General features: G+C 69.7%; 24 protein-coding genes. 9 read left to right on the top strand and 15 right to left on the bottom strand.

Annotation, left to right across the window (positions count from 1 at the left end):
* Positions 1-50 precede the first annotated feature (50 nt).
* On the bottom strand, positions 51-1226 hold the full coding sequence (locus D7D52_RS01885) for an acyl-CoA dehydrogenase family protein (RefSeq protein ID WP_120734770.1): 1176 nt from the start codon (positions 1224-1226) through the stop codon (positions 51-53).
* Between the two features lie 251 nt (positions 1227-1477).
* Between D7D52_RS01885 and D7D52_RS01880 the strand changes: the two genes are divergently transcribed.
* Positions 1478-2623, top strand: a complete 1146-nt coding sequence (locus D7D52_RS01880; RefSeq protein ID WP_120734769.1) for a cystathionine gamma-synthase — start codon at positions 1478-1480, stop codon at positions 2621-2623.
* A gap of 591 nt (positions 2624-3214) precedes the next feature.
* Here the strand turns inward: D7D52_RS01880 and greA are convergent.
* Positions 3215-3706: a transcription elongation factor GreA gene (greA, locus tag D7D52_RS01875; RefSeq protein ID WP_120734768.1), complete on the bottom strand. Its 492-nt coding sequence runs from the start codon at positions 3704-3706 to the stop codon at positions 3215-3217.
* Between the two features lie 247 nt (positions 3707-3953).
* Positions 3954-4370: a DUF4307 domain-containing protein gene (locus tag D7D52_RS01870; protein ID WP_120734767.1), complete on the bottom strand. Its 417-nt coding sequence runs from the start codon at positions 4368-4370 to the stop codon at positions 3954-3956.
* Between the two features lie 156 nt (positions 4371-4526).
* On the opposite strand from D7D52_RS01870, the gene mca reads away from it, so the two are divergent.
* From mca to D7D52_RS01855, 3 genes are all read left to right on the top strand, one after another.
* On the top strand, positions 4527-5408 hold the full coding sequence (mca, locus tag D7D52_RS01865; RefSeq protein WP_120734766.1) for a mycothiol conjugate amidase Mca: 882 nt from the start codon (positions 4527-4529) through the stop codon (positions 5406-5408).
* Complete coding sequence (locus tag D7D52_RS01860; RefSeq protein WP_120734765.1) at positions 5405-5719, top strand: hypothetical protein; 315 nt, start codon at positions 5405-5407, stop codon at positions 5717-5719. Before mca ends, D7D52_RS01860 begins: the two co-directional genes overlap by 4 nt.
* Before the next feature lie 146 nt (positions 5720-5865).
* Entirely contained in the window at positions 5866-6765 is a 900-nt protein-coding gene (locus D7D52_RS01855) for an alpha/beta hydrolase (RefSeq protein WP_120734764.1), read from the top strand.
* Positions 6766-6781: 16 nt separating this feature from the next.
* Here D7D52_RS01855 and D7D52_RS01850 read toward each other — a convergent pair whose 3' ends face one another.
* The 5 genes from D7D52_RS01850 to D7D52_RS01830 all read right to left on the bottom strand — a co-directional run bounded on the left by D7D52_RS01850 (position 6782) and on the right by D7D52_RS01830 (position 12837).
* Positions 6782-7477: a hypothetical protein gene (locus D7D52_RS01850; protein ID WP_162958126.1), complete on the bottom strand. Its 696-nt coding sequence runs from the start codon at positions 7475-7477 to the stop codon at positions 6782-6784.
* 115 nt (positions 7478-7592) lie between these two features.
* Positions 7593-9755, bottom strand: a complete 2163-nt coding sequence (locus D7D52_RS01845) for an MMPL family transporter (RefSeq protein WP_120734762.1) — start codon at positions 9753-9755, stop codon at positions 7593-7595.
* 13 nt (positions 9756-9768) lie between these two features.
* The gene (locus tag D7D52_RS01840) at positions 9769-11397 is read right to left on the bottom strand and encodes an MFS transporter (protein ID WP_120734761.1); all 1629 of its coding nucleotides are present in this window, start codon (positions 11395-11397) and stop codon (positions 9769-9771) included.
* A 29-nt stretch (positions 11398-11426) separates the two neighbouring features.
* A complete protein-coding gene (locus D7D52_RS01835; RefSeq protein WP_120734760.1) occupies positions 11427-11813 on the bottom strand; it encodes a VOC family protein in 387 nt (128 codons plus the stop codon).
* Between the two features lie 133 nt (positions 11814-11946).
* Complete coding sequence (locus D7D52_RS01830; RefSeq protein WP_120734759.1) at positions 11947-12837, bottom strand: LysR family transcriptional regulator; 891 nt, start codon at positions 12835-12837, stop codon at positions 11947-11949.
* Positions 12838-13004: 167 nt separating this feature from the next.
* Between D7D52_RS01830 and D7D52_RS01825 the strand changes: the two genes are divergently transcribed.
* Positions 13005-13895 carry a LysR family transcriptional regulator gene (locus D7D52_RS01825; RefSeq protein WP_120734758.1) on the top strand — a complete coding sequence of 297 codons (891 nt, stop codon included), beginning with the start codon at positions 13005-13007 and terminating at the stop codon, positions 13893-13895.
* A gap of 7 nt (positions 13896-13902) precedes the next feature.
* On the opposite strand, the gene D7D52_RS01820 is transcribed toward D7D52_RS01825, so the two are convergent.
* Entirely contained in the window at positions 13903-14844 is a 942-nt protein-coding gene (locus D7D52_RS01820) for an ADP-ribosylglycohydrolase family protein (RefSeq protein ID WP_246023592.1), read from the bottom strand.
* Between the two features lie 123 nt (positions 14845-14967).
* On the opposite strand from D7D52_RS01820, the gene D7D52_RS01815 reads away from it, so the two are divergent.
* Together D7D52_RS01815 and D7D52_RS01810 are read left to right on the top strand one after the other, a co-directional pair.
* Complete coding sequence (locus D7D52_RS01815) at positions 14968-15210, top strand: hypothetical protein (RefSeq protein WP_222932766.1); 243 nt, start codon at positions 14968-14970, stop codon at positions 15208-15210.
* A gap of 9 nt (positions 15211-15219) precedes the next feature.
* Positions 15220-16668, top strand: a complete 1449-nt coding sequence (locus D7D52_RS01810) for a flotillin family protein (protein ID WP_120734757.1) — start codon at positions 15220-15222, stop codon at positions 16666-16668.
* A gap of 267 nt (positions 16669-16935) precedes the next feature.
* Here the strand turns inward: D7D52_RS01810 and D7D52_RS01805 are convergent, their stop codons facing one another.
* The 3 genes from D7D52_RS01805 to D7D52_RS01790 all read right to left on the bottom strand — a co-directional run bounded on the left by D7D52_RS01805 (position 16936) and on the right by D7D52_RS01790 (position 21264).
* Positions 16936-19659 carry an AAA family ATPase gene (locus D7D52_RS01805; RefSeq protein WP_120734756.1) on the bottom strand — a complete coding sequence of 908 codons (2724 nt, stop codon included), beginning with the start codon at positions 19657-19659 and terminating at the stop codon, positions 16936-16938.
* The gene (locus tag D7D52_RS01800) at positions 19656-20387 is read right to left on the bottom strand and encodes a TetR/AcrR family transcriptional regulator (RefSeq protein ID WP_120734755.1); all 732 of its coding nucleotides are present in this window, start codon (positions 20385-20387) and stop codon (positions 19656-19658) included. The genes D7D52_RS01805 and D7D52_RS01800 overlap by 4 nt, the downstream gene beginning before the upstream one ends.
* Positions 20388-20832: 445 nt before the next feature.
* Positions 20833-21264 (bottom strand): SRPBCC domain-containing protein, encoded by a 432-nt coding sequence (locus D7D52_RS01790; protein ID WP_120734753.1) that lies wholly within the window; start codon positions 21262-21264, stop codon positions 20833-20835.
* 210 nt (positions 21265-21474) lie between these two features.
* Between D7D52_RS01790 and D7D52_RS01785 the strand changes: the two genes are divergently transcribed.
* Positions 21475-22476 carry an AraC family transcriptional regulator gene (locus D7D52_RS01785; RefSeq protein WP_162958125.1) on the top strand — a complete coding sequence of 334 codons (1002 nt, stop codon included), beginning with the start codon at positions 21475-21477 and terminating at the stop codon, positions 22474-22476.
* A 7-nt stretch (positions 22477-22483) separates the two neighbouring features.
* Here D7D52_RS01785 and D7D52_RS01780 read toward each other — a convergent pair whose 3' ends face one another.
* Positions 22484-22627, bottom strand: coding sequence for a hypothetical protein (locus D7D52_RS01780; protein ID WP_162958124.1), 144 nt, complete (start codon positions 22625-22627; stop codon positions 22484-22486).
* A gap of 89 nt (positions 22628-22716) precedes the next feature.
* Complete coding sequence (locus tag D7D52_RS01775) at positions 22717-23196, bottom strand: hypothetical protein (protein WP_162958123.1); 480 nt, start codon at positions 23194-23196, stop codon at positions 22717-22719.
* 328 nt (positions 23197-23524) lie between these two features.
* On the opposite strand from D7D52_RS01775, the gene D7D52_RS01765 reads away from it, so the two are divergent.
* Positions 23525-24352, top strand: coding sequence for an SDR family NAD(P)-dependent oxidoreductase (locus D7D52_RS01765; protein ID WP_120734748.1), 828 nt, complete (start codon positions 23525-23527; stop codon positions 24350-24352).
* A 53-nt stretch (positions 24353-24405) separates the two neighbouring features.
* On the opposite strand, the gene D7D52_RS37505 is transcribed toward D7D52_RS01765, so the two are convergent.
* A complete protein-coding gene (locus tag D7D52_RS37505; protein ID WP_162958083.1) occupies positions 24406-24591 on the bottom strand; it encodes a hypothetical protein in 186 nt (61 codons plus the stop codon).
* Between the last annotated feature and the right edge of the window lie 99 nt (positions 24592-24690).

Here is a 24690-nt window from a genome sequence, read left to right as displayed (position 1 = left end):
GCGGACCCGCTGTGAGATATCACGCAGGCCGGAGGTCTCCGAACCGCTGGTCAGCGGAAGGCTTTCGACCCGGTGAGCGCCTCGCCCAGCACCAGCTGATGCACCTCCGCGGTGCCCTCGTAGGTGAGGACCGATTCGAGATTGTTGGCATGCCGCAGCACCGGGTACTCGAGCGTGATGCCGTTCGCGCCCAGAATGGTCCGGCACTGGCGCGCGATCTCGAGCGCCTCGCGGGTGCTGTTGAGTTTGCCGGCGCTGATCTGCTCGTTGCTGATCGCGTGCCGGTCCTTCATCCGGCCCAGGTGGACGGCCAGCAGCTGGCCCTTGCCGAGCTCCAGCGCCATATCGGCCAGCTTGGCCTGGGTCAGCTGATACGCCGCCAGCGGCTTGTCGAAGACTTCCCGGGTGCGCGCGTAATCGATTGCGGCGGAAAGACAATCGCGGGCGGCGCCGAGGGCGCCGAAGATGATTCCGAAGCGGGCCTCCGACAGGCAGCCCAGCGGCGCGGCCAGTCCGCGCGCCTGCGGCAACTGTGCGTCCGCGGGCAGCCGCACCCCGTCCAGCGACAGTTCGGCGGTGATCGAAGCCCGCAGCGACAGTTTGTGTTTCATCTCGCGCGCGCTGAAACCCGGTGTGTCCGTGGGTACCACGAATCCGCGGATCACGTCCCGCTCGCCCTCGCGCGACTGCGCCCACACGATCGCCACGTCCGCCACGGAGCCGTTGGTGATCCACATCTTGGCGCCGTCCAGGATCCAGTCGTCGCCGTCGCGGCGGGCCCGAGTCCGCATTCCGCCCGGGTTGGATCCGAAGTCCGGTTCGGTCAACCCGAAGCAGCCGATCGCCCGCCCGGCCGCCATCTCCGGCAGCCAGTGCTGCTTCTGCTCTTCGGAGCCGTACTTGTGGATGGCCGTCATCGCCAGCGAGCCCTGCACCGAAACCATGCTGCGCACACCGGAATCCACCGCCTCGAGTTCGAGGCAGGCCAGCCCGTAGGCGGTGGCCGAGGTCCCCGCGCAGCCGTAGCCCTCCAGATGCATGCCCAGCAGGCCGAGCTTGCCCAGTTCCGGAGCCAGTTCCCGGGCCGGGAACGTGCCCGCCTCGAACCAGTCGGCCACGTGCGGCCGCAGCCGCTCGTTCGCGAAGGCGCGCACGGTGTCGCGGATGGCGCGCTCCTCGTCACCGAGCAGGGAATCGATAGCGAACAACTCGTCCACGGTCACCATCAGCCCACCCTAGAACCGCCTCCGCCGCGCCGACAACGCCGCGCCGGGTGGACCCGTGCGACGGTCGCGGATCGGGCGGGTGTGTGGGCGTGCCCGGGGGCGGGGCAAATCGGGCGGGTGTGTGGGCGTGCCCGGGGGCGGCGGCGAATCGGGCGGGTGTGTGGGCGTGCCCGGGGGCGGGGGCGAATCGGGCGGATGTATGGGTGTGCCCCGGGGGCGGGGCGAATCGGCAGCTTCCTTAGGCTGTTCGCATGAGCGATCAGCTGGGTTTCTCCACACGGGCGGTGCACGCCGGGTTCGATCCGGACCCTCAGACCGGTGCGGTGAACGTGCCGATCTACGCGAGTTCGACGTTCGCCCAGGACGGGGTCGGCGGGATGCGCGGGGGTTACGAGTACGCGCGCACCGGCAACCCGACCCGGACGGCGCTGGAGGCCAATCTCGCGGCGCTCGAATCCGGTACGTACGGGCGGGCTTTCGCCTCGGGCATGGCGGCGACCGACTGCGCGCTGCGCGCCAACCTGCGCCCCGGTGACCACCTGGTGATTCCGAACGACGCGTACGGCGGCACCTTCCGGCTCATCGACAAGGTGTTCACCCAGTGGGGGATCGAGTACTCGGTCGCGCCGGTGTCGGACGTGGACGCGGTGGCCGCGGCCATGCGGCCCAACACCAAGCTGGTGTGGGTCGAGACGCCCACCAACCCGCTGCTGAACATCGGCGATATCGCGGCGCTGGCCGATGTCGCGCACTCGGGCGGCGCGAAACTGGTGGTGGACAACACCTTCGCCTCGCCGTACCTGCAGCAGCCGCTGCTGCTGGGCGCGGACATCGTGCTGCACTCGACCACCAAGTACGTGGGCGGCCACTCCGACGTCGTCGGCGGCGCGCTCGTCACCAACGATCAGGAACTCGACGCCAAGTTCGCGTTCCTGCAGAACGGCGCGGGCGCGGTGCCGGGGCCGATGGACGCCTTCCTCACCATGCGCGGCATCAAGACCCTGGGCCTGCGCATGGACCGGCATTGCGACAATGCCGAGACCATCGCCGAATTCCTGGCCAATCACCCGAAGATCGCGCAGGTCATCTACCCCGGCCTGCCCGAGCACCCGGGCCACACCGTCGCCCAGAAGCAGATGCGGCGCTTCGGCGGCATGATCTCGGTGCGCGTGCACGGCGGCAAGGAAGCGGCCCTCGACTTCTGCGCCAAGACCAAGATCTTCACCCTCGCCGAATCCCTCGGCGGCGTGGAATCCCTCATCGAGCACCCCGGCGCCATGACCCACGCCTCCACCGCCGGCTCCGCCCTCGAGGTCCCCGCCGACCTGGTCCGCCTCTCGGTAGGCATCGAAGACATCAGCGACCTCCTCGCCGACATCGAGCGCGCCTTGTCCTAACTCTCAGGAGCTCTCAGGGGCTTCGCCCCCGAACCCCCAAAAGCACCGGGGCTCCGCCCCTGACCCCAGGAGCGCCGGGGCACCGCCCTGAACCCGCGGAGTGCCGGGGCGCCGCCCCGAACCCATGGAGTGGCGGGGCGCCGCCCCGAACCCCCAGGAGCACCGGGCTGCACCGCGAACCCCAGGAGCACCGGGCTGCACCCCGAACCCCCAGGAGCACCGGGCTGCACCCCGAACCCCCAGGAGCACCGGGCTGCACCCCGAACCCCCTGGGGCGCCGGGGCTTCGCCCTGACACCCAGTCGCTGAGGTCTAGAAAGACGACGCGCCGCACCAGACTTGGTGCGGCGCTTCGTTATTGGGCAGGCAAAGCTCGGGCCAGAGTCCTCGCCCGCGATCAGCTCGCTTTCGAGGTCGAGTTTGGCGTGCGCCAGCCATGAGGTTCGGCAGGGCGAAAGGCGGGGCTTGTGGGTGAACGAGAAGCGCCGCACCATGGCTTGGTGCGGCGCTTCGTTGTATCGCGACCGGTTGGTCCTCTGTTTAGCGGAACGGCCCCGGTCTGGGACCGGGGCCGTTGCGCGACGGGAGGTCCTTAGCTGTGGTACGGCTCGGCGGAGACCAGGGTCACCTTCATGAGGTTGCCGTTGGGCAGCTGGTATTCGCGCGTTTCGCCGACCTTGGCGTTGATGAGGGCGCCGCCCAACGGGGAGTTGGGGGAGTAGGTCTCGAGGTCGGCGCTGCCGAGGCCCTCTTCGCGGGTGGCGATGAGGAAGGTTTCGGTGTCGGATTCGTCGCCGTCGTAGTAGACCTTGACGACCGAGCCGGGCAGGGCGACACCGGACTTGGTGGGCGCGACGCCGACCTTGGCGTTGTTCAGCAGTTCCTGCAGCTGGCGAATGCGCGCCTCCTGCTGGCCCTGCTCCTCACGCGCCGCGTGGTAACCGCCGTTTTCCTTGAGGTCGCCCTCTTCACGGCGCTCGTTGATTTCGGCCGCGATGACGGGACGGTTGGCGATGAGCGCGCCGAGTTCGCTCGTGAGCCTCTCGTGCGACTCCGGTGTCAGCCAAGTCACGGTCTCAGTCATCTCGATCACTCCCTAGTAGTTGTCCCCGGCAAGCCGGGATTCCCTGATGCCCGCCGCTGAAACCCACCCGAGGGTGGGCACACAGCAGCAGTGGACAGCCAGAGCGATCCCTGGGGAGAGTCCCGACAGCGCCGGCCGTCAATGCAGCAAACACGGCTCCGAACTCCGGAACCGTGTATCGCGTCATTTTAGCACGATTCGGAAAGGCGCAGGTAGAAGCGTCAAAGCGGGTCGCTTACCGGACTTTTCACCCGGCGCGCAGGTAGGCCGGCACATGGTCGGAGCAGCCGTAGACATTGCCCGCGCCGGCGCGGCGGGTGGTCTTGATCTCGGTGACGACCCGGACGGTGCCGGAATCGGAGGCGGGAACCAGGATTTCGCGACGGCCGACCTCGTCGGTGTCGCCGTCCATGGCACGCACGAAGCAAACGACCGGGGTGCCCGGATCCTTGCGGGTCACCTTGAAGTCCACGCTGACGGTCGAGTCGTCGATGATGCTGTACCCGATGCGGTCGGGTTCGATGTCCTGCGGACCGTAGGTGCGGTAGCCGAGGTAGGAAACGCCCAGACCGGCGGCGATGACGATCGCGCCGAGCGCCCAGGGCAGCCAGCGACGCTGTTTCTTGGGGGCGATCCCGTACCGGTCGGCCGGTCTTTCACTCATGTCGGGGACGCTCCCGGGGGGTAGGTCGGAACAAACATCGATCGGATGGAACTATAGGGAATGCATATCTGGCGTCCCTGCCTGGACTCGGCTGATTAGCTACGAGGTGAAAAACGTGATCGGTGAGGTGAACGAGAAGTGAGTGGCCTTCGCCTCATGGCGGTACACGCTCATCCGGACGACGAATCCAGCAAGGGCGCGGCCACCACGGCGCGCTATGCCGCGGAAGGCAACGAGGTGCTGGTCGTCACCCTCACGGGCGGGGAGCGCGGCGACATCCTCAATCCCGCCATGGACACCCCCGGCGTCAAGGACCGCATCACCGAGGTCCGCCGCGAGGAGATGGCCGCCGCCGCCGAGGCGCTGGGCGTCGAGCAGACCTGGCTGGGTTTCGTGGATTCCGGTCTGCCCGAAGGCGATCCGCTGCCGCCGCTGCCGGCGGGCTGCTTCGCGCTGGTGCCGCTGGAGGAGGCCACCGAGGCGCTGGTGCGCGTGGTGCGCAAGTTCCGCCCGCACGTCATGACCACCTATGACGAGCAGGGCGGCTACCCGCATCCGGATCACATCATGTGCCACAAGGTTTCGGTCGCGGCCTTCGAGGCGGCGGGGGACCCGGACCGGTTCCCCGACGCGGGCGAGCCGTGGCAGCCGTTGAAGCTGTACTACAACCACGGCTTCAGCCTCACCCGCCTCGAGGTGTTCGCCGACGAGTACGCCCGCATCGGCCAGCCGTTCCCCATGCAGGAGTGGATGGACCGCATGCGCAAGTACGCCGCCGAGCGCGGCGACATCATGGGCCGGGTCACCACCCAGATCGAGTGCGCCAAGTACTTCCCGCAGCGTGATGACGCCCTGCGCGCCCACGCCACCCAGATCGACCCCAACGGCGCGTTCTTCGCGGTGCCGCTGGAGATGCAGCAGCGGCTGTGGCCGACCGAGGAATACGAGCTGGCCAAGACCCGGGTGCGGACCGCCATCCCGGAGACCGATCTGTTCGCCGGGATCGACGACGCCGACACCGAGGACGCCGACCGATGACGCTCATGCTGCTCGCCCAGGGCACGAATTCGCCGACCGGACCCGAGTTCGGCAAGGCCTCCCCGCTGGGCCTGGTCATCGTGCTGGTGCTGCTGGCGGGCACCATCCTGCTCATCATCAATATGAACAAGCACATCAAGCGGCTGCCCGCGGAGTTCTCCCCGGAGCATCCGGAGCCGGATCAGGAGGCGGACGAGGGCACCGAGCGCGGTGTCATCGCCCACGAGGACGCCGACGAGCCGGAGGCGAACGGTTCCAAACCCGAGGCCGCCAACGGCTCCAAACCTGAAGCCGCCAACGGCAACGCCTGAGCCCCTTGGCTTTTCACGATTGTCTGGCACGACCCCGGTCCGGTGACCGGGGTCGTGCTGGTTTCGGGGGCGCTGGCCGGAACATTTCCGGATCGTCCCGAGTTCACGATTCGAGACCGATAAGTCTGGAAACGAAGGGGAATCCCATGCCGAGTCCGCAGATGCGCGAGTTCATCGAGCTGTTCGAGCAGCGCAGGGCCGCCCGGCCCGCCACGCCGCCCGCGCTCGCAGACCTGCGCGCGAACTTCCTGCCCGCCGGCAAGCGCTACGACCTCCCCGATGATGTTCGGGTGAGCGAGGTTTCGGCCGGCGGTGTCCCGTCGCACTGGCTGGACGCGCCGGGCGCCGCGCCGGAGCGGGTGCTGGTCTTCCTGCACGGCGGCGGTTTCACGCTGGGATCGCTGGCCAGCCACGGCGAGCTGGCGGCCCGGGCGGGTCGCGCGGCCGGGGTGCGGGTGCTGTTCCCGGAGTACCGTTTGTCGCCCGAGCACGTGTATCCGGCGGCGCTGGACGACGTGCGCGCGATCTGGCGCTGGCTGCGCGAGGATCAGGGCCTGCCCGCGAGTTCGATTGCGCTGGCGGGTGATTCGGCGGGCGGCAATCTCCTCACCGCCCTGATGCTGGAGTTGCGCGACGCCGGTGCGGACCTGCCCGCCGCGGCGGTGCTGATCTCGCCGGTGCTGGATCTGACCGGTTCGGGCGCGTCCATGACCGAGCGCGAGGGCCAGGACCCGATCTTCACCCCCGGCATGCTGAAGGGCATCTACGCCGGCTACCTGGGCGGTGCGGATCCCCTCCAGCCTTCGGCCTCACCACTTTTCGGCGACCCCACCGCGCTGCCGCCGCTGCTGATCCAGGTCGGTACGGCCGAGTTGATCCTCAGTGATTCCGAGCGCTTCGCGGATGCCGCGCGCTCGGCGGGCGTGGAGGTGACATTGGAGGCCGGCGAGGGCCTGCCGCACGTCTATCAGGCCATGCGCGAGACCCCCGAGGCCGCGGCGGCCGTCGAGCAGATCGCGGAATTCCTGCGCAAGCACCTCGTCTGACGCGCCTCCGCGGGCGTCAGTGCCCGGCGGTGAGGTGCAGGTACGCGGTATCGAGCGGTATGTCGACGGCGAACCAGGCAGCGGGCCGGTCGTCATCGCGCGGGCACCAGGCGGTGGCGATGCACAGCCGGGCGATCTCCGAGGTGGCCAGCGCGGGCAGATGCCAGGCCACCCGGGCCGGATCGTGGTAGCGCACACCGTATTCGGACACCGAGTCGTCTCCGTCGGCGGGCAGCAGGTCGGCCCAGTCGGCGGGCAGCAGCCGCCCGTCGGCGGCCTGCATGGCCAGCAGTTCGGTGTCCGCCCCGCCGACCGACACCATGAAGCGCTCGTTCTCCACGCTCACGGCGGCGAGGCATTCGCCGGAGTCGGGCCCGCCGCGCGCGTCGGCGGGCAGATCGGTCACCTCGGCCGCGACGATCAGCCCCGGCACCGCGGCCCGCGCCGACACCTGCCAGATGGCCGCCCACATCGGCACCGCCGCGCCGCCGTCCCAGGCCGGCATGTCGATGCTCCCGATCAGCAGATCGACGGTCGCGCTGTCGCGTCGCCAGCGCTGCAGCCGCGCCCCGTTCGGCAAGCGCCACACGGTATCCGGGGCGGCCGGCAACACCTCCCCGCCGAGCGTGACGGAGAACCCGACGATGCCGAGCGGCGTATCGATCACGGCCGGCCGACTGTCGGCCCGCTCCAAATGGTCGGTGGGAAGCATGCGTCCATCATCCGGGTCGGTGTCGAAGGCCGTGCGGCCGGTGCGGCAAGTGCGGACGCCGAGAACCCGGGTGCGGTCCGATGGCCGCACCCGGGTCCTGGCTCCGGTGTCCTGATTACCGGCTATAGGTGTGTTGTGTTGTTTGCCAGCCGGATTCGTCGTACCAGTCCGAGTCGTCGGGCCGGTCGGCGTCGCGGCCGGTGCGGCTCGGCCACCAGGCGCGGCGGCCCAGCAGGGCGGTCAGGGCCGGGGTGAAGAACATGGCCATGACGAAGGCCGAGATGGCGATGCCGACGGAGATGGCGAAGCCCATCTGGGACATGACGGTGTTGCCCGCCAGCATCATCGAGGCGAAGGTGCCGGCCAGGATGACGCCGGCGGCCGCGATGGTGGGGCCGGTGTGGCGCAGGCTCAGCGCCGCCGCGGTGCGAGGATCGTTGCCCTGCTTGGATTCCTCGCGCAGCCGGGCCACCATCAGGATGTTGTAGTCGGTGCCCAGCGCCACCACGAACATGTACATGATCACCGGCAGCGAGAAGATCAGCCCCGAATTGCCCTGTGCCCGCTGGAAAACCAGCACCGCCGCGCCGAGGGTGGCCGCGAAGCCGAGGCCGACCGACGCCATCAGGTACCAGGGTGCGACGACACTGCGCAGCAGCAGCGCCAGCACCACGGCGATGAGCAGCGCGGCCACCGGGAAGACCACCTTGTAGTCGTGTTCCATGGCGGCCTTGAAGTCGACGAAGACCGAGGTCAAACCGCCGACGTAGGAGACGGTTCCGGCCGGGGCGGCCTGATGCGCGACATCGCGCAGCGGACCGCGGACCGTGGCGAGGGCCGCGTCGGATTCCGGCTGATCGGTCAGCGTCACCTGATATTCGGCGACGTCGCCATTGGCGGACAGCCGCGGCGATGCGACCTCGCCCACCCCGGTGGCGGCCGCCAGCGCCTGCCGGTACGCACCCAGTTGGGCCTGGTCCAGCGGGGCGTCCGAGCGCAGGTAGACCAGCGACGGCTGGGTCGCGCCGGCGGGCATGCCCTTGAGCAATTCCTTGCCGTAGACCGAGGATTCGGCCGTATCGCTGGTGGATCCGGAGCTCATGTCGAAGGTGGGGTGGAAGCCGAACCCGGCGATGCTCAGGGCCACCAGCACCGCACCGGAGGCGACGGCGAAGACGCCGGGCCGCCGCCCGAGCCCGCGGCCGAGCGCCGCGAACAGCAGGCTGCGCGGTTCGCGCTGCCAGGCCTTGGACGGCCAGAACACCTTGGTGCCCAGCTTGGAAACGATCGCCGGAACCAGGGTCAGCCCCGCCAGCGCGGTCACCGCCACGGCGATGGCCAGGGCCGGACCCAGCGCCCGGAACATGCCGAGGGTGGACAGCGTGAGCGCCATGAACGCGATGATCACCGCACCCGCGGCCGAGGTGATGGCCTCGCCGACCCGGGTCACCGCGCTGATCATGGCGGTCTTGGGATCCTCACCGGCGCGCAGGCGTTCCCGGTAGCGGAACATCAGGAACAGGATGTAGTCGGTGCCGACGCCGAACAGCACGACCGTCAGCAGCGAGCTGACCGAGCTGTCCACCTTCAGGTCGAAGGCCTTGGCCACCATGGCGATCAGACCGCCGACGGTGCTGGAGACCGCGCCGATGGTGACGATCGGCAGCAGCGCGATGACCGGGCTGCGGAAGATGATCAGCAGCAGCACCAGGATCAGCACGACCGTGGCGATGCCGATGATGGCCATGCCCTTGGCGGCGGAGTCGGTCTGGTCGAGGGTCTGCGCCGCGGTGCCGGTGACGCCGGCCTTCAGCTCGGTGCCGTCGACCTTGTGCTTCAGTTCGTCGCGCAGCTTCTTCACCGCGTCGGTCTGCAGCTTGTCATTGGGGTCGCTGACCTTGGTCATCTGCACCGCGATGACCTGGATCAAGCGGTTCTCCGACGGGGGAGTGGCCTGAATTCCGGTGACGCCCTTGATGTTCAGGCCGCCGAGGTCATGGGCGACGGCGGCGGTGGTGGCCGCGTCGTCCGCGGTGAGCGCGGCTCCGTCGCTGCGCTCCACCACGATCAGCGCGGCGGGCGTCGAATCGTCGGGGAAGAACTGCTGCTGCAGGTTCATCGCCTGGATGGATTCGTAATGCGAAGGCAGGAAGGCGGATTGGTCGGTGGTGGGGGTGAGCTTCGGCGCGAGGCCGACCACCGCGATGGCGGCGAGCAGCCACAGCGCTATCACCTTCCACGGATGGTTGACGGCAATGCGCCCGAGTAGAGCGAACATTGGATTTCCTTTTCTATTCGACGGCCACGGTCGCGGTGGCAACCCGGACGCTGGAGTCGCTGACGTCGGAATCGCTGACGTCGTTACGGGATTCACTGTGGTCAGCCGCGCTGATATCGCCCTGATACGGGGCTGACACCTGGCCGGGCCGGGTGCCGCGCAGTGTCAGCAGCGCGAGGATGGCCGCGGCCAGCACGCCGAGCGCGCTGATGCCGAAGGTCACCGACATGGCCCCCGCGAAGGCTTCCCGCGCGGTGTGCACGAGCCCGCTGTCGCCGCCGTGGGCCGCCTCGGCGAGCGCGTCGCCGATGGACTTGCGGGCGGTGGCCGACGCCGAGTCGGGCATCTTGTGGCCGTAGGCGGTGGTGAGGATGCTGCCCAGCACCGCGACGCCCAGCGCCGCGCCCGCCTGCTGAATGGTGTCGTTGAGCGCCGAGCCGACGCCCGCCTGCTCCGGCGGCACCGCGCCGAGGATGGCGGTGACCGCCGCGGGGCTGGCCATGCCGCCGCCGACGCCGAGCACCACCAGCGCGAGGGAGATCATGCCGATACCGCTGTCGGCGGTCAGGCCGGCCAGCATCAGCGCGCCGCCCGCCATGACGAGCATGCCGACCACGGCCAGCATGCGGGGACCGACCTTGCTGCCCAGTCCCGCACCGGCGGCATTGCCGACCAGTGCCGCGAAGGCCATGGGCAGGAACGCGATTCCGGCCTTCAACGGGGAATAGCCGAGTCCGAACTGCAGGTACTGGGTGAGCACCAGCAGCAGCCCGCCATTGCCGATCTGCACCAGCGTGAGCGCGATGCTGCCGCCGGCGAAATCGCGGTCGCGGAACAGCCGCAGCGGCACCATCGGATGGTCGATGCGCGACTCCCACACCAGGAACGCGATCAGGCTGACGATCGCGATCACCAGCGCGGCCACCGTGCTGCCGTGATGCAGTCCGCCCCTGGGCAATTCGATGATGGTCCAGATCAGCGCGACCATGCCGACCACCGACGCGATCGCGCCGATCGGATCGGGCCGCCGCCACGGGCCGCGGGATTCGGGCACCAGCGTCAGCGTCGCGACCAGCGCGATGATCACGATCGGGATATTGATGAGAAAGACCGCGCCCCACCAGAACTGGTCGATCAGCACGCCGCCGAGCACGGGGCTGCCGATGAGTCCGAGCATGCCCACCGCGCCGGCCGCGGACATCGCCTGGTGGCGCTCCTCGGCGTCGAAGAGGTTGAGCATGATGGACAGGGCGGCCGGCATGATCAGCGCGCCGCCGGCGCCCATCACCACGCGGGCGGCGATCAACTCGGCGGGGTCGGCGGCAATGGTCGCGACCAGTGAGGCCGCACCGAACAGGGTCAGGCCGATGACCATGATTCGCTTGCGCCCGAACCGATCCGAGAGGCTGCCCGAGGTGAGCAGCAGACCGGCGAACACCAGCATGTAGGAGTCCAGGATCCACTGGATCTGCTGGGCGCTGGCGTGCAGGTCCCCGGCGAGGGCGGGCACCGCCACCGACAGGGCCATATTGTCGACAATGAGGATGAGGGTGGTCAGGCACAGCGCGCCGAGGATCCACCAGCGTCTGGGATCGCGGGCCGGCGCGGCCGTGACGGCGGCGTCCGGAGCAGTGTGTTTCATCGAATTCGTCTCTCGAGCAGTGGTTTTCGTCAGAGTCCGGCGGGTGGCGCCCATTGCGTCAGCTGCACCTCCACCCGGTTGGGATCGGTCAGCCGCAGCAGCCAGCGGCCGGCGGGTTCGCGGTGCAGGGGTGCGGCGAGGGCGGCGCCCTCGTCCAGCAACCGGTGCTGTTCGGCGGCGAGGTCGGCGACGTCGAACGAGACCAGCACCCCGGTCGGTCCGGGTCCCGCCACCGGCGGCGGCATTTCCGGATCGCGGCGTGCCAGCACGATCGTCACGTCGGCGTCGTCGCGTTCGAGACAGACGAACTCCGCGCCCGCCATCGACTCCCGGAAGCCGAGGTGGGTGCAGAAGAACCGGCTGGATTCCGTGGGGTCGGTGACGGTCAGGGTGATCTCCGCGCCGAGGATCTTCATGCCATCGGGCCCTCCTGTGTGATGTCCCGCCCGAACCGGGCGGCCTCACTCAGAATCTGCGTTTTCGCAGGTAGGAACAATGCCGAAGATCGAAAGGCCGATTAACCCAGAGGTTTACGATCCGGGTTGACGTTCACAGTCGCGCGGTGCCGACATCCCTGACGACGGCCGCGAGCGCCCGAATACGCTCGTCCTCGGCCTCCGAACGCCAGACCAGGCCGAAGCGCAGATCGGGCAGATCGTGGATGGGCACGTAGGCGAGGTCGGGCCGGAAGTTGAAGCGGGCCACATGCCTCGGGTTCGCGTGCAGAATACGGCCCTGGGCGGCCTCGTTGAGGATCTGCTCGCTGCTGGTGACGGTGACGGCCTTCTCCAGGGGCCTGCCCCGCGGGGTGTAGAACGGGATCAGCGAGTCTTCCCAGTAGTCGGGTGCGGCGGGACCCGCGGTGGGCGTGAGGTGATTGGCCAGCACCTCGAAGGATACCGACTTCTCCTGTGCCAGTTCATTGTCCAGCGCGGTGATGAGGTGGCGGCCCTCGGTGAACACGATGGGTCCGACGGTGAGATCGGGCTCCTCGATCGGCAGCCACGTCAACAGCACATCGATCTCGCCGTTGCGCAGTCCGACGAACGGCTGCACGAAGTTCACGAAGTGCAGCGTCAGATCCCACTGCGGATATCGGCTGCGGAACGCCTCCCAGAAGGGCCGCAGCTCGAAGTTGTTCGAATTGGTGGCGCCCACCCGCAGCACGCCGGTCTTGCCGCGCGCCGCCAGCCGCGCTCGCTGCATACTCTCGTGCATTCCGTGAAACAGCGGCCGCAGGTCGCGCCGCAGCTGCTCCCCGACGACGGTCAATCGCACACTGCGACTGGTGCGTTCGAACAGATCCGCCCCGACGGCGCGCTCCTGCTTCTTGATCGCCTGGCTCACCCGGGCCGTCGACACGTGCAACCGTTCGGCCGTGCGCCCGAAATGCAATTCCTCCGCGAGAGTCAGGAAGATCTCGATGTCCCGGAGTTCCACCAGCCCCCCTTTTGCTCGCCCGAGTCCACGCGTGCGGCACTCGTCGTGATGGTAAAGGCCGCGCGGTCAGGAGGATATCGGATGGATGCCTGATGTTTCGCGGCCCGGTCGGTGTGGAAAACGGATCGGTCGCAGTGGGGAAAATTGTGGGTTAGCGTCGTGGTGAGATGGAACTACGCGAAATCGAGATTTTCCTGACGCTGGCCGAGGAACTGCATTTCGGCCGCACCGCGGAACGGCTGCACGTGTCGCCCGCGCGCATCAGCCAGGCGATCAAGAAGCAGGAACGCAGCGTTGGGGCTGATTTGTTCGAACGCACCAGTCGCACGGTCAAATTGACGGCGCTGGGGGAACAGCTGCGTGACGATCTGCGGCCACTGTATCGCGGTTTGCACGACAGCGTGGCCCGCGTGCGGGTCGCGGCGCAGAGCAAGGCCGCCGTCCTGACCGTCGGCACGGTCAACTTCAACGCGTATGAACTGCGGGCCTTCTGGAATGCGTTCAAGGCGCGATATCCGCAGTGGAGCGTGCGAATTCGGCACAATGGATTCACCGACCCCTACGGCGCGCTGCGGGACGGCCGGGTCGACGCGGTGGTCACCTGGCTGCCCGTGGAGGAACCCGATCTCGTCGTCGGTCCGGTGCTGTTCACCGAGACGCGCTCCATGATCGTGCCGATCGAGCACGAATTGGCCGAGCGCGACACCGTTTCCCTCGAGGAGCTGGGCAACTATCCGGCGCTGGGCGCCGGTCCCGGGGTGCCCGAGTACTGGGAGAACGAGTACGTGCCGTTCTATACGCCCTCGGGCCGGCCGGTGGAGAAGGTGCTGGTCACCACCGGGCAGGAGGAGACCATGGCCGCCGTGGGACACGACGGGGTGATCCACAGCCGCGGCGCGCATGTGAGCCGGTACACGAACCGGCCCGATATCGTCTCGATTCCGATTCACGATGCCACGCCGCTGTATTGGGTGCTGGTATGGCGGGCCGACCGGGAGAACGCGGGTATTCGCGGGCTGGCCGAGGTCGTTCGCGAATTGGGCACGGCGACACTGTGATCGGTGACTATCGGGACGTGAACCAGCGGCGCAGTCGGCCCGGGGACGCCGGTGCGGGGCGATGCCGGGATTGTTCGAGCCAGACCGGCAGTGGTTCCCGGGCGGCGAGCCACGGGGCGGGCGGCCCGGCAGTGTAGGCGGCGACGATCCCGCCGACGATGGCCGCGGTGGTGTCGGTGTCGCCGCCGGCGGCGACACAGGTGGCGATGGCGGCGCGGTAATCGGCGAGATATGTTGCGGCGACCCACAATGCGAAGGGCACGGTGTCCTGGGCGGTGACGCGGATACCGGTGCCGAGTTCCTCGGCGGCCTGTTCGAGCGAGGCGCCGAGCAGGGCGCGGGCCCGATGGATCAGCCGAGCCGTCTCGCCGCCGTCGAGCCGGTCGAGCACGGTGGTGATGAATTGCGCAGGCGTGGGACGGATTCCGTCCAGCCGAGCCTGCGCGGCCGTGGCGGCCGCCACGGCCGCCGCGACCGCACCCTGCACGCCTTCGGGGTGGGCGTGTGTCACCTGCGCGGACAGAATCGCCTGGGCCACAACCGTTTCCGGCTGCCCGGCGAAGTAGGCACCCAGCGGCGCGACCCGCATGGCCGCGCCGTTGCCGCACGAACCCTGGCCGCCGAACGCGGCCGCGGTCACCTCCCGCCAGGGTGCGCCGCGCCGGATTCGCCCCAGCGTGTCCACGGTCATGAACCCGTAATCGCGCCGCTGGTCGAAACGTTCGGCGAAGGCGGCGGCCAGCCGATCCTGATCGATCCGGCCGTGCTCGAACAGCTCGGCGGCCACCGTGGCCGCCATTTCGGTATCGTCGGTCCACTCCCACCGGCCCGGCGGGAGATCACCGGTCGCGAGTTCGCCCAGGGGCCGGCGCAGGACGGGGAACTCGGCCCCCACCGCGTCGCCCACGGACAGTCCGTTCAGTGCGTCGAACATCAGGTCAGCGTGCATCGCCGTCGATGGTAGCCATCCCGTCCGACGAGCGCGGGCGCGCGGCCGGCCCGCGGCGACCGAACCGCCCGCAAGGATTTCGTAAATGAATTGTCCAGGGCTCGCGGGCGGGCCTAGCGTGTGGTGGTCGAGCAGCTGCGGTGGGGGGTGGTGTTGATGGCGGCGGACGTGATCGGCAAATACGCGCGCGTGACGGCGGCCATCACACCGGGTCACCTCGGCGAGGTCGTGATCGAGGTCCGGTTCGGGACCGAACGGTTCCTGGCCCGCGCCGCCGACGGTGAATCGACGATTCCCAAGCACGCCCAGGTCCTAGTGGTGAACAGCCTGGGCGGTCGCACTGTCGAAGTAGTTCCCGTGAAATGAAGGTGCATCGTGGACGTCCTGGTCTTCGTGGTGGTCGGGGCCGCACTCCTGCTGCTGATCCTGGCGGCGATTCTGTTTCGCATGGCCTGGCGGGTCGCCGAACCCGATGAGGCGCTGATCATCTCGGGCTTTCGAGCCGGGACCGGGCCGGGCGGGTCCGGCGACAGCATGGGATTTCGCATCGTCACCGGCCGCGGCTGTCTGGTGGCCCCCGGCCTGACCAAGGTGCGCCGAATCTCGTTGGAGGCGCACGAATCTCAGATCGTGGTGCCGTGCGTGAGCCGCCAGAAGATCAACCTGGCGCTGACCGGCGTGGTGATGTACAAGGTCGGCGACGACTACGCCTCCATCGCCAATGCCGCGCGCCGCTTTCTGGACCGGCCCGCCGACGAGCTGGAGACCAAGGTCCAGAACGTCTTCGTCGGTCACCTGCGCGCCATCGCGGGCTCGATGACCGTGGAGGACATGATCAGCGATCAGGACAAGTTCTCCGAGCAGGTGCGTGACCGCTGCTCGCACGAGATGGAATCCTTCGGCCTGGTCATCGACTCCTTCCAGATCCAGTCCATTGCCAGCGAGTCGAATTACATTGCCAACCTGGCGGTTCCGCACCAGGTGGAGGTCGAGCAGCACGCCCGCGTCGCGCGGGCGCGGGCCGAGCGGGAGGCCATCGAGCAGGAGCAGGCCGCGCAGGCGCAGGTGGCGCTGGCGGTCCGCGACACCCAGATCAAGAAGGCCGGCTACCAGGCCGAGGTGGACCGCGCGACCAAGCAATCGCAGCAGCAGGGCCCGCTCGCCGAGGCGACCGCCCGCCAGGCCGTGGTCGAAGTGGCGACCAAGGTCGCGCAGCTGGAGGCGCAGCAGAAGGAACAGCAGCTGCAGGTCGAGGTGCGCAAGCCCGCCGACGCCGAGGCGTACCGGCAGACCACCCTCGCCACCGCCACCCGCGACGCCCGCATCAGCCAGGCCGAGGCCGACGCCCAGGAGACCCGCCTGCGCGCGGAAGCCGCTGCGGCGCAGACGAAGATGCAGGCCCTCGCCGAGGCGGAGGCGATCAAGGTCCGGGCCGCCGCGCAGGCCGAGGCCACCCGCCTCAACGGTCAGGCCGAGGCCGATGCCATCCAGGCGCGCGGTCTGGCCGAGGCCGAGGCCACGCGGGCCCGGATGGCGGCCGAGGCGGCCGGCATCCAGCAGCGTGCCGAGGCCATGAGCAAGAACCAGGAGGCGGTGATCGCCCAGCAGGTCGCCGAGAACCTGCCGGAGATCGTGGCGGCCGCCGCCAAGCCGTTCGAGCATGTCGGCCAGTTCACGGTGCTCAATGGCGCGCAGGGTGTCACCTCGGCGCTGGCCGAGATCATCCAGCAGGCGGGCACTCTCACCTCGATGGCCCGCGAATCGCTGCTCCCGGCGCTCAAACCGGAGCCGGCCACCAACGGCGAGGTGAAGCTGACCTCGTAGCCGTGACGCTAAAAGCTCGGGCGCGGTGAGGATCACCGCGCCCGATCGTCGATTCCTGCGCTGCCGCAACGGGTTCGGCCTGGTCGCCCCCGAACCGCCTCGGCGGCCGTCGCCCACTCCGAGTCGGCGGCCTCGCCTCACTCGGAGCGGGCGGGCTTCGTCCTCACCCCGGGTCAGCGGCCTTTGTCCTCATTTCGGGTTCGCGGGGCTTCGTCCTCATTTCGGGTTCGCGGGCTTCGTCCTCAATTCGGGTCGGCGGCGTCGCTCTCACTCTGGGTCGGCGGGCCGGTCCAGGCCCAGGCGCGCCAGCTCCAGCCGGCTGGCCACGCCGAGCTTGGGGAAGGCTCGATACAGGTGGTGGCCAACGGTTTTGGGGCTCAGGAACAACCGGGCCGCGATTTCCTTGTTGGTGGCGCCGGCCGCCGCCAGGCGCACCACCTGGAGTTCCTGCGGGGTGAGGGCGGCGGTCAGATCGGCCGCGGGGGCCGGGTCGAGACTCTCGCCGGTGGCGCGCAGCTCGGTGCGGGCGCGCTCGGCCCACAGCGGCGCGCCGACCCGCTCGAAGATCTCGACGGCTCGGCGCAGGTGCGTGCGGGCGTCGGCGCGGCGGCGTTTGCGGCGCAGCGATTCGCCGTAAAGCAGCGCGGTGCGGGCGTGGTCGTACCAGAGTCCCTCGGCCGCTTGCAGTTTCAGGGCCTGCTCGTAGGCGTCGCCGTCGTCGCGCAGGGCGGCGCGGCCGCGCAGCGCGATGGCCTCGGCGAACGGGGAGCCGGTGGCGTCGGCCCAGCGTTCGATCTCGATCATGGCGTCGGCGGCGCGGTCGGGCCGGCGCAGGCGGGCCGCGGCCTCGACCAGATCGCGCAGCAGATGCACCCACTGCCCGCGGGCCCGATCTCGAATCCGGTGCAGCCTCTCGAGTCGATCCAAGGCGGCCTCGTAGTGGCCGAGGCCCAGATCCAGCAGGGCCAGCGCCCATTCGCAGTGGGTGGTGTTGATGAAGGCCTCGTGACCGGAGGCCAGTACGCGGGTGGCCAGTTCGCGGCAGGTCTGCTCGTCGCCGCGTGCGGCCGCGAGCAACGCGATCACGGCCTGGGTGTGGGTGACCCAGGTCTTCTGGTCGATGTCGCGGGCCATGCGCAGCCCCTCGTCCAGCACGGACCCGGCTTCGGGCAGCCGGCCCTGCATGAGTTCCGCGGTGCCCAGGAAGGCGCACGCGGCGGGCACCCAACCGATCATGCCGCGCGCCCGGCACTCCTCCATCAACCGCGTCAGCAGCTCGCGGGAGTCGGCGACATCCCCGACGAGCACCGCCTGCCCGGCCAGATTCAACGGCACCGACGGCGACTCCAGCGGCTGTGACCGGTTGCGAGCCACGCCGGCGCGGACTATCTCGATGCCGACGCAGAGGTCGCCTTCGGCGAGCGACAGTGGGCCGTCCAAGGCGGCGAGCAGCGTCGGGCGGGCCGCGTCGGGCAATGGTAAGGCGGCCAGCCGCGACCGCGCCGTACGCACACCGGTCAACTCGCCCCGGGTGAAGGCCGCGCGCCCGGCCTCGAGCAGCATGACCGCGGCGCGTTCGGGGTCGGACTCGGCGATCTCGCCGGCGGCCCGCGTCCACAGTTCACCCGCCCGGCGCAGCGCGCAGTCGGCGAAGGCGAGCTGGGCGCGGACCGCGCCGAGGCGCGCCCGGAAACCGGCGGTGAGCGGCAGCGCGTCCGCCGCGTCGGCCAGCCGCAGCGCCCGTTCGGCGCGGCCCGCCTCGGCCGCCCACTCGGCGGCGAGGGTCAGCCGCGCCCCGCGGTGGCGCGGTTCGGGGGTGAACCTGGCCGCCCGTTCCAGGGCGGTGGACGCCGCCGAGTATCCGGAGCGTTCCCGGGCGTGCCCGGCCGCGATTTCCAAGGCGGCGGCGATGGTTTCGTCCGGTCCCGCGGCGGCGGCCGCGAGATGCCAAGCCCGGCGGTCCGGTTCGGCGCACAGCACCGCCGCCAGGGCCGCGTGGACCGCGCGCCGCTCGGTGAAGGCCGCGCTGTGATAGGCGGCCGCGCGTTGCAGCGGATGCCGGAAGCGCACGAAACCGCCGTCGACGGTGACCATGCGCGAGGTCTCGGCGGCGGCGAGATCCTCGTCGGCACAACCTAATTCGGCCAGTGCGCGCAGGATCAGGCCCAGCTCGCCGGTCTCCTCGGCCGCGACCACCAGCAGGACGGTGCGCACCGCGGCGGGCTGGCCGGCGATACGGTGCTCGAAACCGCCGCGCAGCCGCGCCGGCAGCGGCAGCGGACCCATGCGCAGCGGATCGGGGTCCATGCTCGGAAGTTCCAGCAGCGCCAACGGGTTTCCCATGGCCTCGACCAGAATGCGGTCGGCGGCCTCGGTGTCCAGGGCGGGCCAGCGGTCGGTGAGCAGTCTCCGCGCGGCCGCGGTGTCCAGCGGCGTGGGCAGCAGGGTGTGCACGCCGGGGACGGTGAAACCGGTGCGGCCCGCGAAGAGCACGACGATACCCTCGGACCCGAGTCGCCGGGCCGCGAAGCGCAGGGCATCGGCCGAGGATCGATCCAGCCACTGCGCATCGTCGATCAGGCACAGTATCGGTCCGGCCGTGGACAATTCGGCCAGCAGCGACAGCGTGGCCAGCCCGACCTGGAAGCGGTCCACCGGCGTGGCCGGTGGCGCCAGCCCGATGGCGCCGCGCAAGGCGTCGGCCTGATTGTCCGGCAGCTGCCCGATCGGCAGCGCGGCGCTACCGCCCGGAAGCGACGCCAGCAGGCTCTGCAGGCCCGCGAACAGCAGCTCCGACTCCGATTCCACACCGGTGCAACGCAATACCTGCCAGTGCGGGCCGGCCGTGCGGGCGGCGTGCTCGAGCAGGGCGGTCTTGCCCTCGCCCGCCTCGCCGATGACCGCGAGGGTGCCGCTGCGACCGTGTTCGGCGTCGTGGAGCAGGGTGTCGATGCACCCGATCTCCACCTCCCGCCCGTACAACGCGTTCATCGGCGCGCCGACCCGTCCATCCGGCTTTCCAGGCCGTCGAGCAGGCGGTCCAGGCCGTAACGGAATTTGGCGTCGCGGACGGCGCTCACCTCGAACTTCCCGCGTGCCGCAACCGATTCCGCGAGCCGGGGATAGGCCGTCACGGCCCGCTCGAACACCGGCCACAGTTCGCTGAGGCACTCCTGCTCGGTCTTGCCGCTGCGCGCGACCTTGGCGAACCAGGACGCCTCGGCGACCGCCATGCCGACCACGAACCCGAGCACGCCCGCGATGGCGGTGTCGATCTCGGCGGCCGGGAATCCGGCGGCGTCGAAGACCTGCCGCAGTCGCTCGTTGAGCCCCAGCACATTCGGGCCCAGGTAGTACAGTCCGACGCCGGGCAGCACGGCGGTGATCCAGCGGTGGCGTACCACCATCGCCCGCATGCTCTGCGCCGCGGCGGTCACCGCGGCCCGCCAGTGCTGGGCGCTGACGCAGTGCGGCACTTCGATTTCGGCGTAGACGTGATCCACCGCCAGCTCGAGCAGTTCCTCGCGATTGGCGACGTGCCGGTACATGGAGGTCGCGCCGGCGCTCAGGCGAGCGCCGAGGGCCCGCATGGAGAGCGCGTCGAGGCCCTCGGCGTCCATGATCGAAACCGCCTCGGCCACAATGCGTTCCGCCGAGAGCGCGGTGCGCTCGCGACGCGGGCGGGCCCAGACCGACGGACTCGGCTGTGCTGCGGGCATGTCGGCACCTCCCCGCGGGCTGATCGACCCCCGCCGCGCCAGCCTAGCGAACACTGTGCGCATCCGCGAACAGCGAGCGCAACCGGGGCAGGCCGGCGGGCATCGTCTGCCCGGCCACCAGCGCCACCAGCGTGAGGACGAAACCCACGACCCGTGACGGTGTCCCGGCGTGCCGGTCCGGGACAACTCGCGCCACAGCGACCGGTTGATCGGGCTTTTCGCGCCCTAGGCTGGGCGGGTGATCGACGGCACCATCCCGACCCGCATCGCGGGATTGATCCGGGCCACGGCGCTGCGCGTCGGGGTGACCCCGGCCGAACTCGCGGCCATCGATCGCGGCCCCGGACGAATTCCGCCGCGCCCCCGCGCGACTGAGGCCGCGGCGCCCGAAGCCACCCCTCGTGGGTTTCGGGCGCCGCACACCGGCCGCCGACGGTGGTGCCGGTCAGCGGTTTTCGACGCGCTTCTTGAGCGCCTCGTTCAAGGCGACGAAGCTCTCGCGCGTTTTCTCGAGGGTGGAGCCGAGGAACGGCACCAGCAGTCCCGAGAACTTCTCGGCCTGAACCACGTCGGTGCCGCCGTCGGTTGCGCTCAGGGTGAAGGAGTGCTCGCCGTCGAAGATGCCGGGCAGCAGGAAGCGGCCCAGCCAGCGCACCTCCGCACCCGGCCGTGCGGCCAGCACCGTCGGTGTGAACCCGGTGGGCCGGCCGCCGCCGACCGGGAACATCCTGAGGTGCAACGTGTTTCCCACGGCGATCTGTCCCGAGGCTTCCCGGATGAACGGATTCCATTCCGGATAGTCGCGCAGATCGACCAGCACATCCCAGACCTGGTCGGGTGTCGCCTGGATGTGGATCGAAGCGGATATCGACTTCACTGTGGCCTTCTCTCTGTGAGTGGTCCGATCGATCACGGTGCGGATTTCGACGGTGCCGAATCTACGGTCCGCGCGGCGGTTGCCGACGGGACGAAATCCGCCGAGCCAGGGACTTTCCGCGCCATCGCCACGGAATAGCGGGCGCGTCCGCCTGGTTGACCGGCGAGCGAGGAACTACCCGTGACGAGGTGATCGAAAATGGCCGCACCGGTGAGCACAGTGTCGAATCATGTGGTGAGCGTGCTGGTGGACGCCGCCCTCGCGGCCGGAGCCGACCCGCGGCGCATCGCGCGGTTGCTCGGCGTCGATCACACGCAGTTGCTCGACCGTGCGGTACGGGTGCCGACCGCCGACGTCACGCGACTGTGGGCGCTGCTGTACGAAGTGGCCGGCACCGAGGCGGGCGCGCTGGCCGCCGAACATGCCGAGCATGGGCGGCTCTACGTCTGGGACTATCTGATCAGCACCGCGCCGACCCTGGCCGCGGGTTTGCGCGAGGCGGCCCGCTACAACAGCACCATCTGCGATCCGCGGGTCGGGCTGGAGGTGGTGGAGGACGGATCCCTGCTCACCGCACGGTATTTCGATCTGCCGCACCGGGCGCCGTACGACCGGCTCAACCGGGAGTTCGCCATGGTGGTGACCGCCCGGCGGGCCCGGGCGGGCTTCGGCGCCTCGGGAATCCCGGTGCGAGTGGACTTCTCGCATCCCGCCCCGCGCGACCGCCGCTATCTCGAGCGCGCGTTCGGCGCCGGGAACATCCATTTCGATCAGAGCCGCGACGCGCTCAAGTTCCTCGGCACCGCCGCGCGGCCGAATGATCCCTTCCTGCACGCGATTCTGCGTCGGCACGCCACCGAGGTCCTCGCGGCCGGGGGACCGGAACGCGCGTGGCTGGAGGTCTTCCGCGACGAACTGCGCACGCGGCTGAGCGCTCGCACCGGCGGCACGATGCTGGACGAGGTGGCGCGCGCACTCGGCTTGAGCGGGCGCACCCTGCAACGCCGCCTGGCCGAGCAGGGGACCACCTGGCGCGCGGAACTCGAAACGGTGCGGCGGGATCTGGCGATCACGCTGCTGTGCGAGCGCAGCGATTCGGTGCGTTCGATCGCCGTCCAGCTCGGCTACCGCGACCATCGCGTGCTGGCCCGAGCCTTCCGGCGCTGGACCGGCTCGGCCCCCGCGGATTTCCGCCGGGCGCAATCGAACTGAAGGCCGCTCAGAGTGGCCGGAAGGCGCGGTCCAGGCCGGAATCGTTTGCCGTACCGATGATCTCGGCGAGAACGGCCCGGACCGTCGCGACCTGATCGGCCCCGACGCGCTCGCTCAGCTCACGCTCGTAGGCGGCGTGGAATTCGCGCACGAGGGTGCTGCCCGTCGGCGGTCGGGGGCTGATTCCCGGGCAGCCGCCCGTCATCGCGCCCTGGGGCGCGATGAGCGAGCGGCGTCCGATCAGCGGGGTGCGGGTACGTCGACGATCAGTTCGGCGGGGCTGGGGTTGGTGCTGACCTGAATGCTGACGCGGCCTGATCCGGGGAAGCTGAAGAAGGTCGCGTTCCAGCCGTAATGTCCGTCGTAGTGGGTGGATTGGGTGGCGGTGGCGGTCACGCCGGTGTCGAGGTTGGTGGCGGTGACCGTTGCGGGGATCGAGCAGTCGGTGCCCGCCGGTGAGCTCGACGCCGACCCGAGCGGATTGTCCGCGGCATCGGCTTTGAAGCTCACCTGCACCTGCACCGAACTGTCGAAGAACGTCGCGTGGTCGCCGCCCTGCTGCCCCTGCTGGGGGGAGGCCGACGCGCTGACGGTCCCCGCACACCCCGGACCGCCGTCGACGCGCGCCGGATCGAAGGACGATGTGTCGGCGGAGGCCGGACCGAACGATCCCGCGAACGCCACGACCGGCAGCACCGACGCTGCCGCGAACCTGAGCATGCCTCTCATCATGTTTCCGTTCCTAGCATGGACCACCGGCGGACGCCGGGGTTTCGGGTGGTGTCAAGGATCCATCAAATCGGGGGCGCAAGACTTGCCCGTGGTGGCGCGGTGGGGTGATATCCGAGGTGTGATCGCAATCCGGCATCGTCTCGAGCGCATGCCGTCCGTGCTGGAACGCTTCGGGTTCCAGAGCGAGGACGAGCCGCCGAGTTCGGTGTAGCCGGTCCGTCACATCCCTTGTCGCGCAGTGCCTTCGCGCTTTCTTGTCGCCGTGTCCGGCGACGTACCTCACGCTTCGCGCGTCATTCACCATGATCGGAGAGCTATGTCCGCAACCCTGTCCAGCACCCGCGTCGTCCTCGTCACCGGTGCGGATACCCGCCTCGGTTTCGCGACGGCGCAGCGGGTGATCGCCGACGGCGATACCGTCATCGCGCACATCCTGGACAAGAACCACGCCGACGCGACCGCCGAGCGACTGCGGGCCGCAAGTACTGCCCCAGGTGCTGCGGCCGCGCCCGGCCGAATTCGCATGGTGCAGGCCGATTTCGCGCGGCTGGCGGAGGTCGACGCGCTGGGCTCGGTGCTCGCCGCCGAATACCCGCGCCTCGACGCGCTGATCCATGCCGCGTCGATGCCGGCTCCCGACGCGCGCACCCATACCGAGGACGGGCACGAATTGACCTGGCAGGTCAACTATCTCGCGCCGCAGCGGCTGACCGCGGCCGTCCTGCCCGCGCTCGCGGCGGCCCGGGGCCGTGTCGTCGCCGTCACGTCCGCGCTGCATGCCGCCGGCAATATCGACTACACGGATCTGGATCGCCGGCGCGGGATTTACACCCCGCTGGCCATCTATGCCCAGTCCAAGCTGGCGCTCACCATGTTCAGCCGCTCCCTCGCCGAAACCGGCCCCGAGGGCCTGGTCTCGGTCAGCGTCCATCCCGCCGACTTCGAGATCGACCTTCCACGGCTGCGCAGTCATCGGACCGCACCGCTCGAATCCGCGGCGGACCTGCTGGCCCGCCTGGCCGCACCCGGCACCCCGGTCACGAACGGTGGGTATTACGAGCGCGGGACGCTCGCGAATCTCGCTGCACTGGTGCGTAATTCACGCGCCCGTGCCCGCCTGGCGGCGTGGAGCAATCAGCTCTGACGGATCCGCGGTGGGCACGCATTCGGCATGCGCCGAAGCGCGCCCACCGGTGATCAGGCATGGAAGGGGTGGCCGCCCAGGGAGGCGGTGTAGACCGCGCTGCGGCTGCGCGACAGGCTGAGGTTGTGCCGTTCCTGCTCGGTCAGCTCGTGGCGAGCGCGGACCCGGCGGACGGAGTCGCCGAGTACCGACAGCACGGTCAACTGAGTGCGGACACGGGGGAATGCGATGGTTGCCATGATGAGCTCCTGTACTGGAGTTAGGGCTCACCGCGAGAACGGGATTCACCCGCGGGTGGTCACCGGGCGGTGAGCCGGGAACGAAAAGTGTTGTCGACC

The organism is Nocardia yunnanensis (assembly GCF_003626895.1).
Lineage (GTDB): Bacteria > Actinomycetota > Actinomycetes > Mycobacteriales > Mycobacteriaceae > Nocardia > Nocardia yunnanensis.
Note: the sequence above shows the minus strand (reverse complement) of the source record. Positions and strands in the feature narration are given on the sequence as shown.

What these genes read in the sequence shown, in the direction of transcription:
- mca (WP_120734766.1), top strand. Translation starts at nt 4,527, where the DNA reads ATGGCGGTACACGCTCATCCGGACGACGAATCCAGCAAGGGCGCGGCC.
- D7D52_RS01845 (WP_120734762.1), bottom strand. Translation starts at nt 9,755, where the DNA reads ATGTTCGCTCTACTCGGGCGCATTGCCGTCAACCATCCGTGGAAGGTG.
- D7D52_RS01840 (WP_120734761.1), bottom strand. Translation starts at nt 11,397, where the DNA reads ATGAAACACACTGCTCCGGACGCCGCCGTCACGGCCGCGCCGGCCCGC.
- D7D52_RS01855 (WP_120734764.1), top strand. Translation starts at nt 5,866, where the DNA reads ATGCCGAGTCCGCAGATGCGCGAGTTCATCGAGCTGTTCGAGCAGCGC.
- D7D52_RS01765 (WP_120734748.1), top strand. Translation starts at nt 23,525, where the DNA reads ATGTCCGCAACCCTGTCCAGCACCCGCGTCGTCCTCGTCACCGGTGCG.
- D7D52_RS01885 (WP_120734770.1), bottom strand. Translation starts at nt 1,226, where the DNA reads ATGGTGACCGTGGACGAGTTGTTCGCTATCGATTCCCTGCTCGGTGAC.
- D7D52_RS01870 (WP_120734767.1), bottom strand. Translation starts at nt 4,370, where the DNA reads ATGAGTGAAAGACCGGCCGACCGGTACGGGATCGCCCCCAAGAAACAG.
- D7D52_RS01775 (WP_162958123.1), bottom strand. Translation starts at nt 23,196, where the DNA reads ATGCTCAGGTTCGCGGCAGCGTCGGTGCTGCCGGTCGTGGCGTTCGCG.
- D7D52_RS01820 (WP_246023592.1), bottom strand. Translation starts at nt 14,844, where the DNA reads ATGCACGCTGACCTGATGTTCGACGCACTGAACGGACTGTCCGTGGGC.
- D7D52_RS37505 (WP_162958083.1), bottom strand. Translation starts at nt 24,591, where the DNA reads ATGGCAACCATCGCATTCCCCCGTGTCCGCACTCAGTTGACCGTGCTG.
- D7D52_RS01880 (WP_120734769.1), top strand. Translation starts at nt 1,478, where the DNA reads ATGAGCGATCAGCTGGGTTTCTCCACACGGGCGGTGCACGCCGGGTTC.
- D7D52_RS01800 (WP_120734755.1), bottom strand. Translation starts at nt 20,387, where the DNA reads ATGCCCGCAGCACAGCCGAGTCCGTCGGTCTGGGCCCGCCCGCGTCGC.
- D7D52_RS01825 (WP_120734758.1), top strand. Translation starts at nt 13,005, where the DNA reads ATGGAACTACGCGAAATCGAGATTTTCCTGACGCTGGCCGAGGAACTG.
- D7D52_RS01805 (WP_120734756.1), bottom strand. Translation starts at nt 19,659, where the DNA reads ATGAACGCGTTGTACGGGCGGGAGGTGGAGATCGGGTGCATCGACACC.
- D7D52_RS01850 (WP_162958126.1), bottom strand. Translation starts at nt 7,477, where the DNA reads ATGCTTCCCACCGACCATTTGGAGCGGGCCGACAGTCGGCCGGCCGTG.
- greA (WP_120734768.1), bottom strand. Translation starts at nt 3,706, where the DNA reads ATGACTGAGACCGTGACTTGGCTGACACCGGAGTCGCACGAGAGGCTC.
- D7D52_RS01835 (WP_120734760.1), bottom strand. Translation starts at nt 11,813, where the DNA reads ATGAAGATCCTCGGCGCGGAGATCACCCTGACCGTCACCGACCCCACG.
- D7D52_RS01860 (WP_120734765.1), top strand. Translation starts at nt 5,405, where the DNA reads ATGACGCTCATGCTGCTCGCCCAGGGCACGAATTCGCCGACCGGACCC.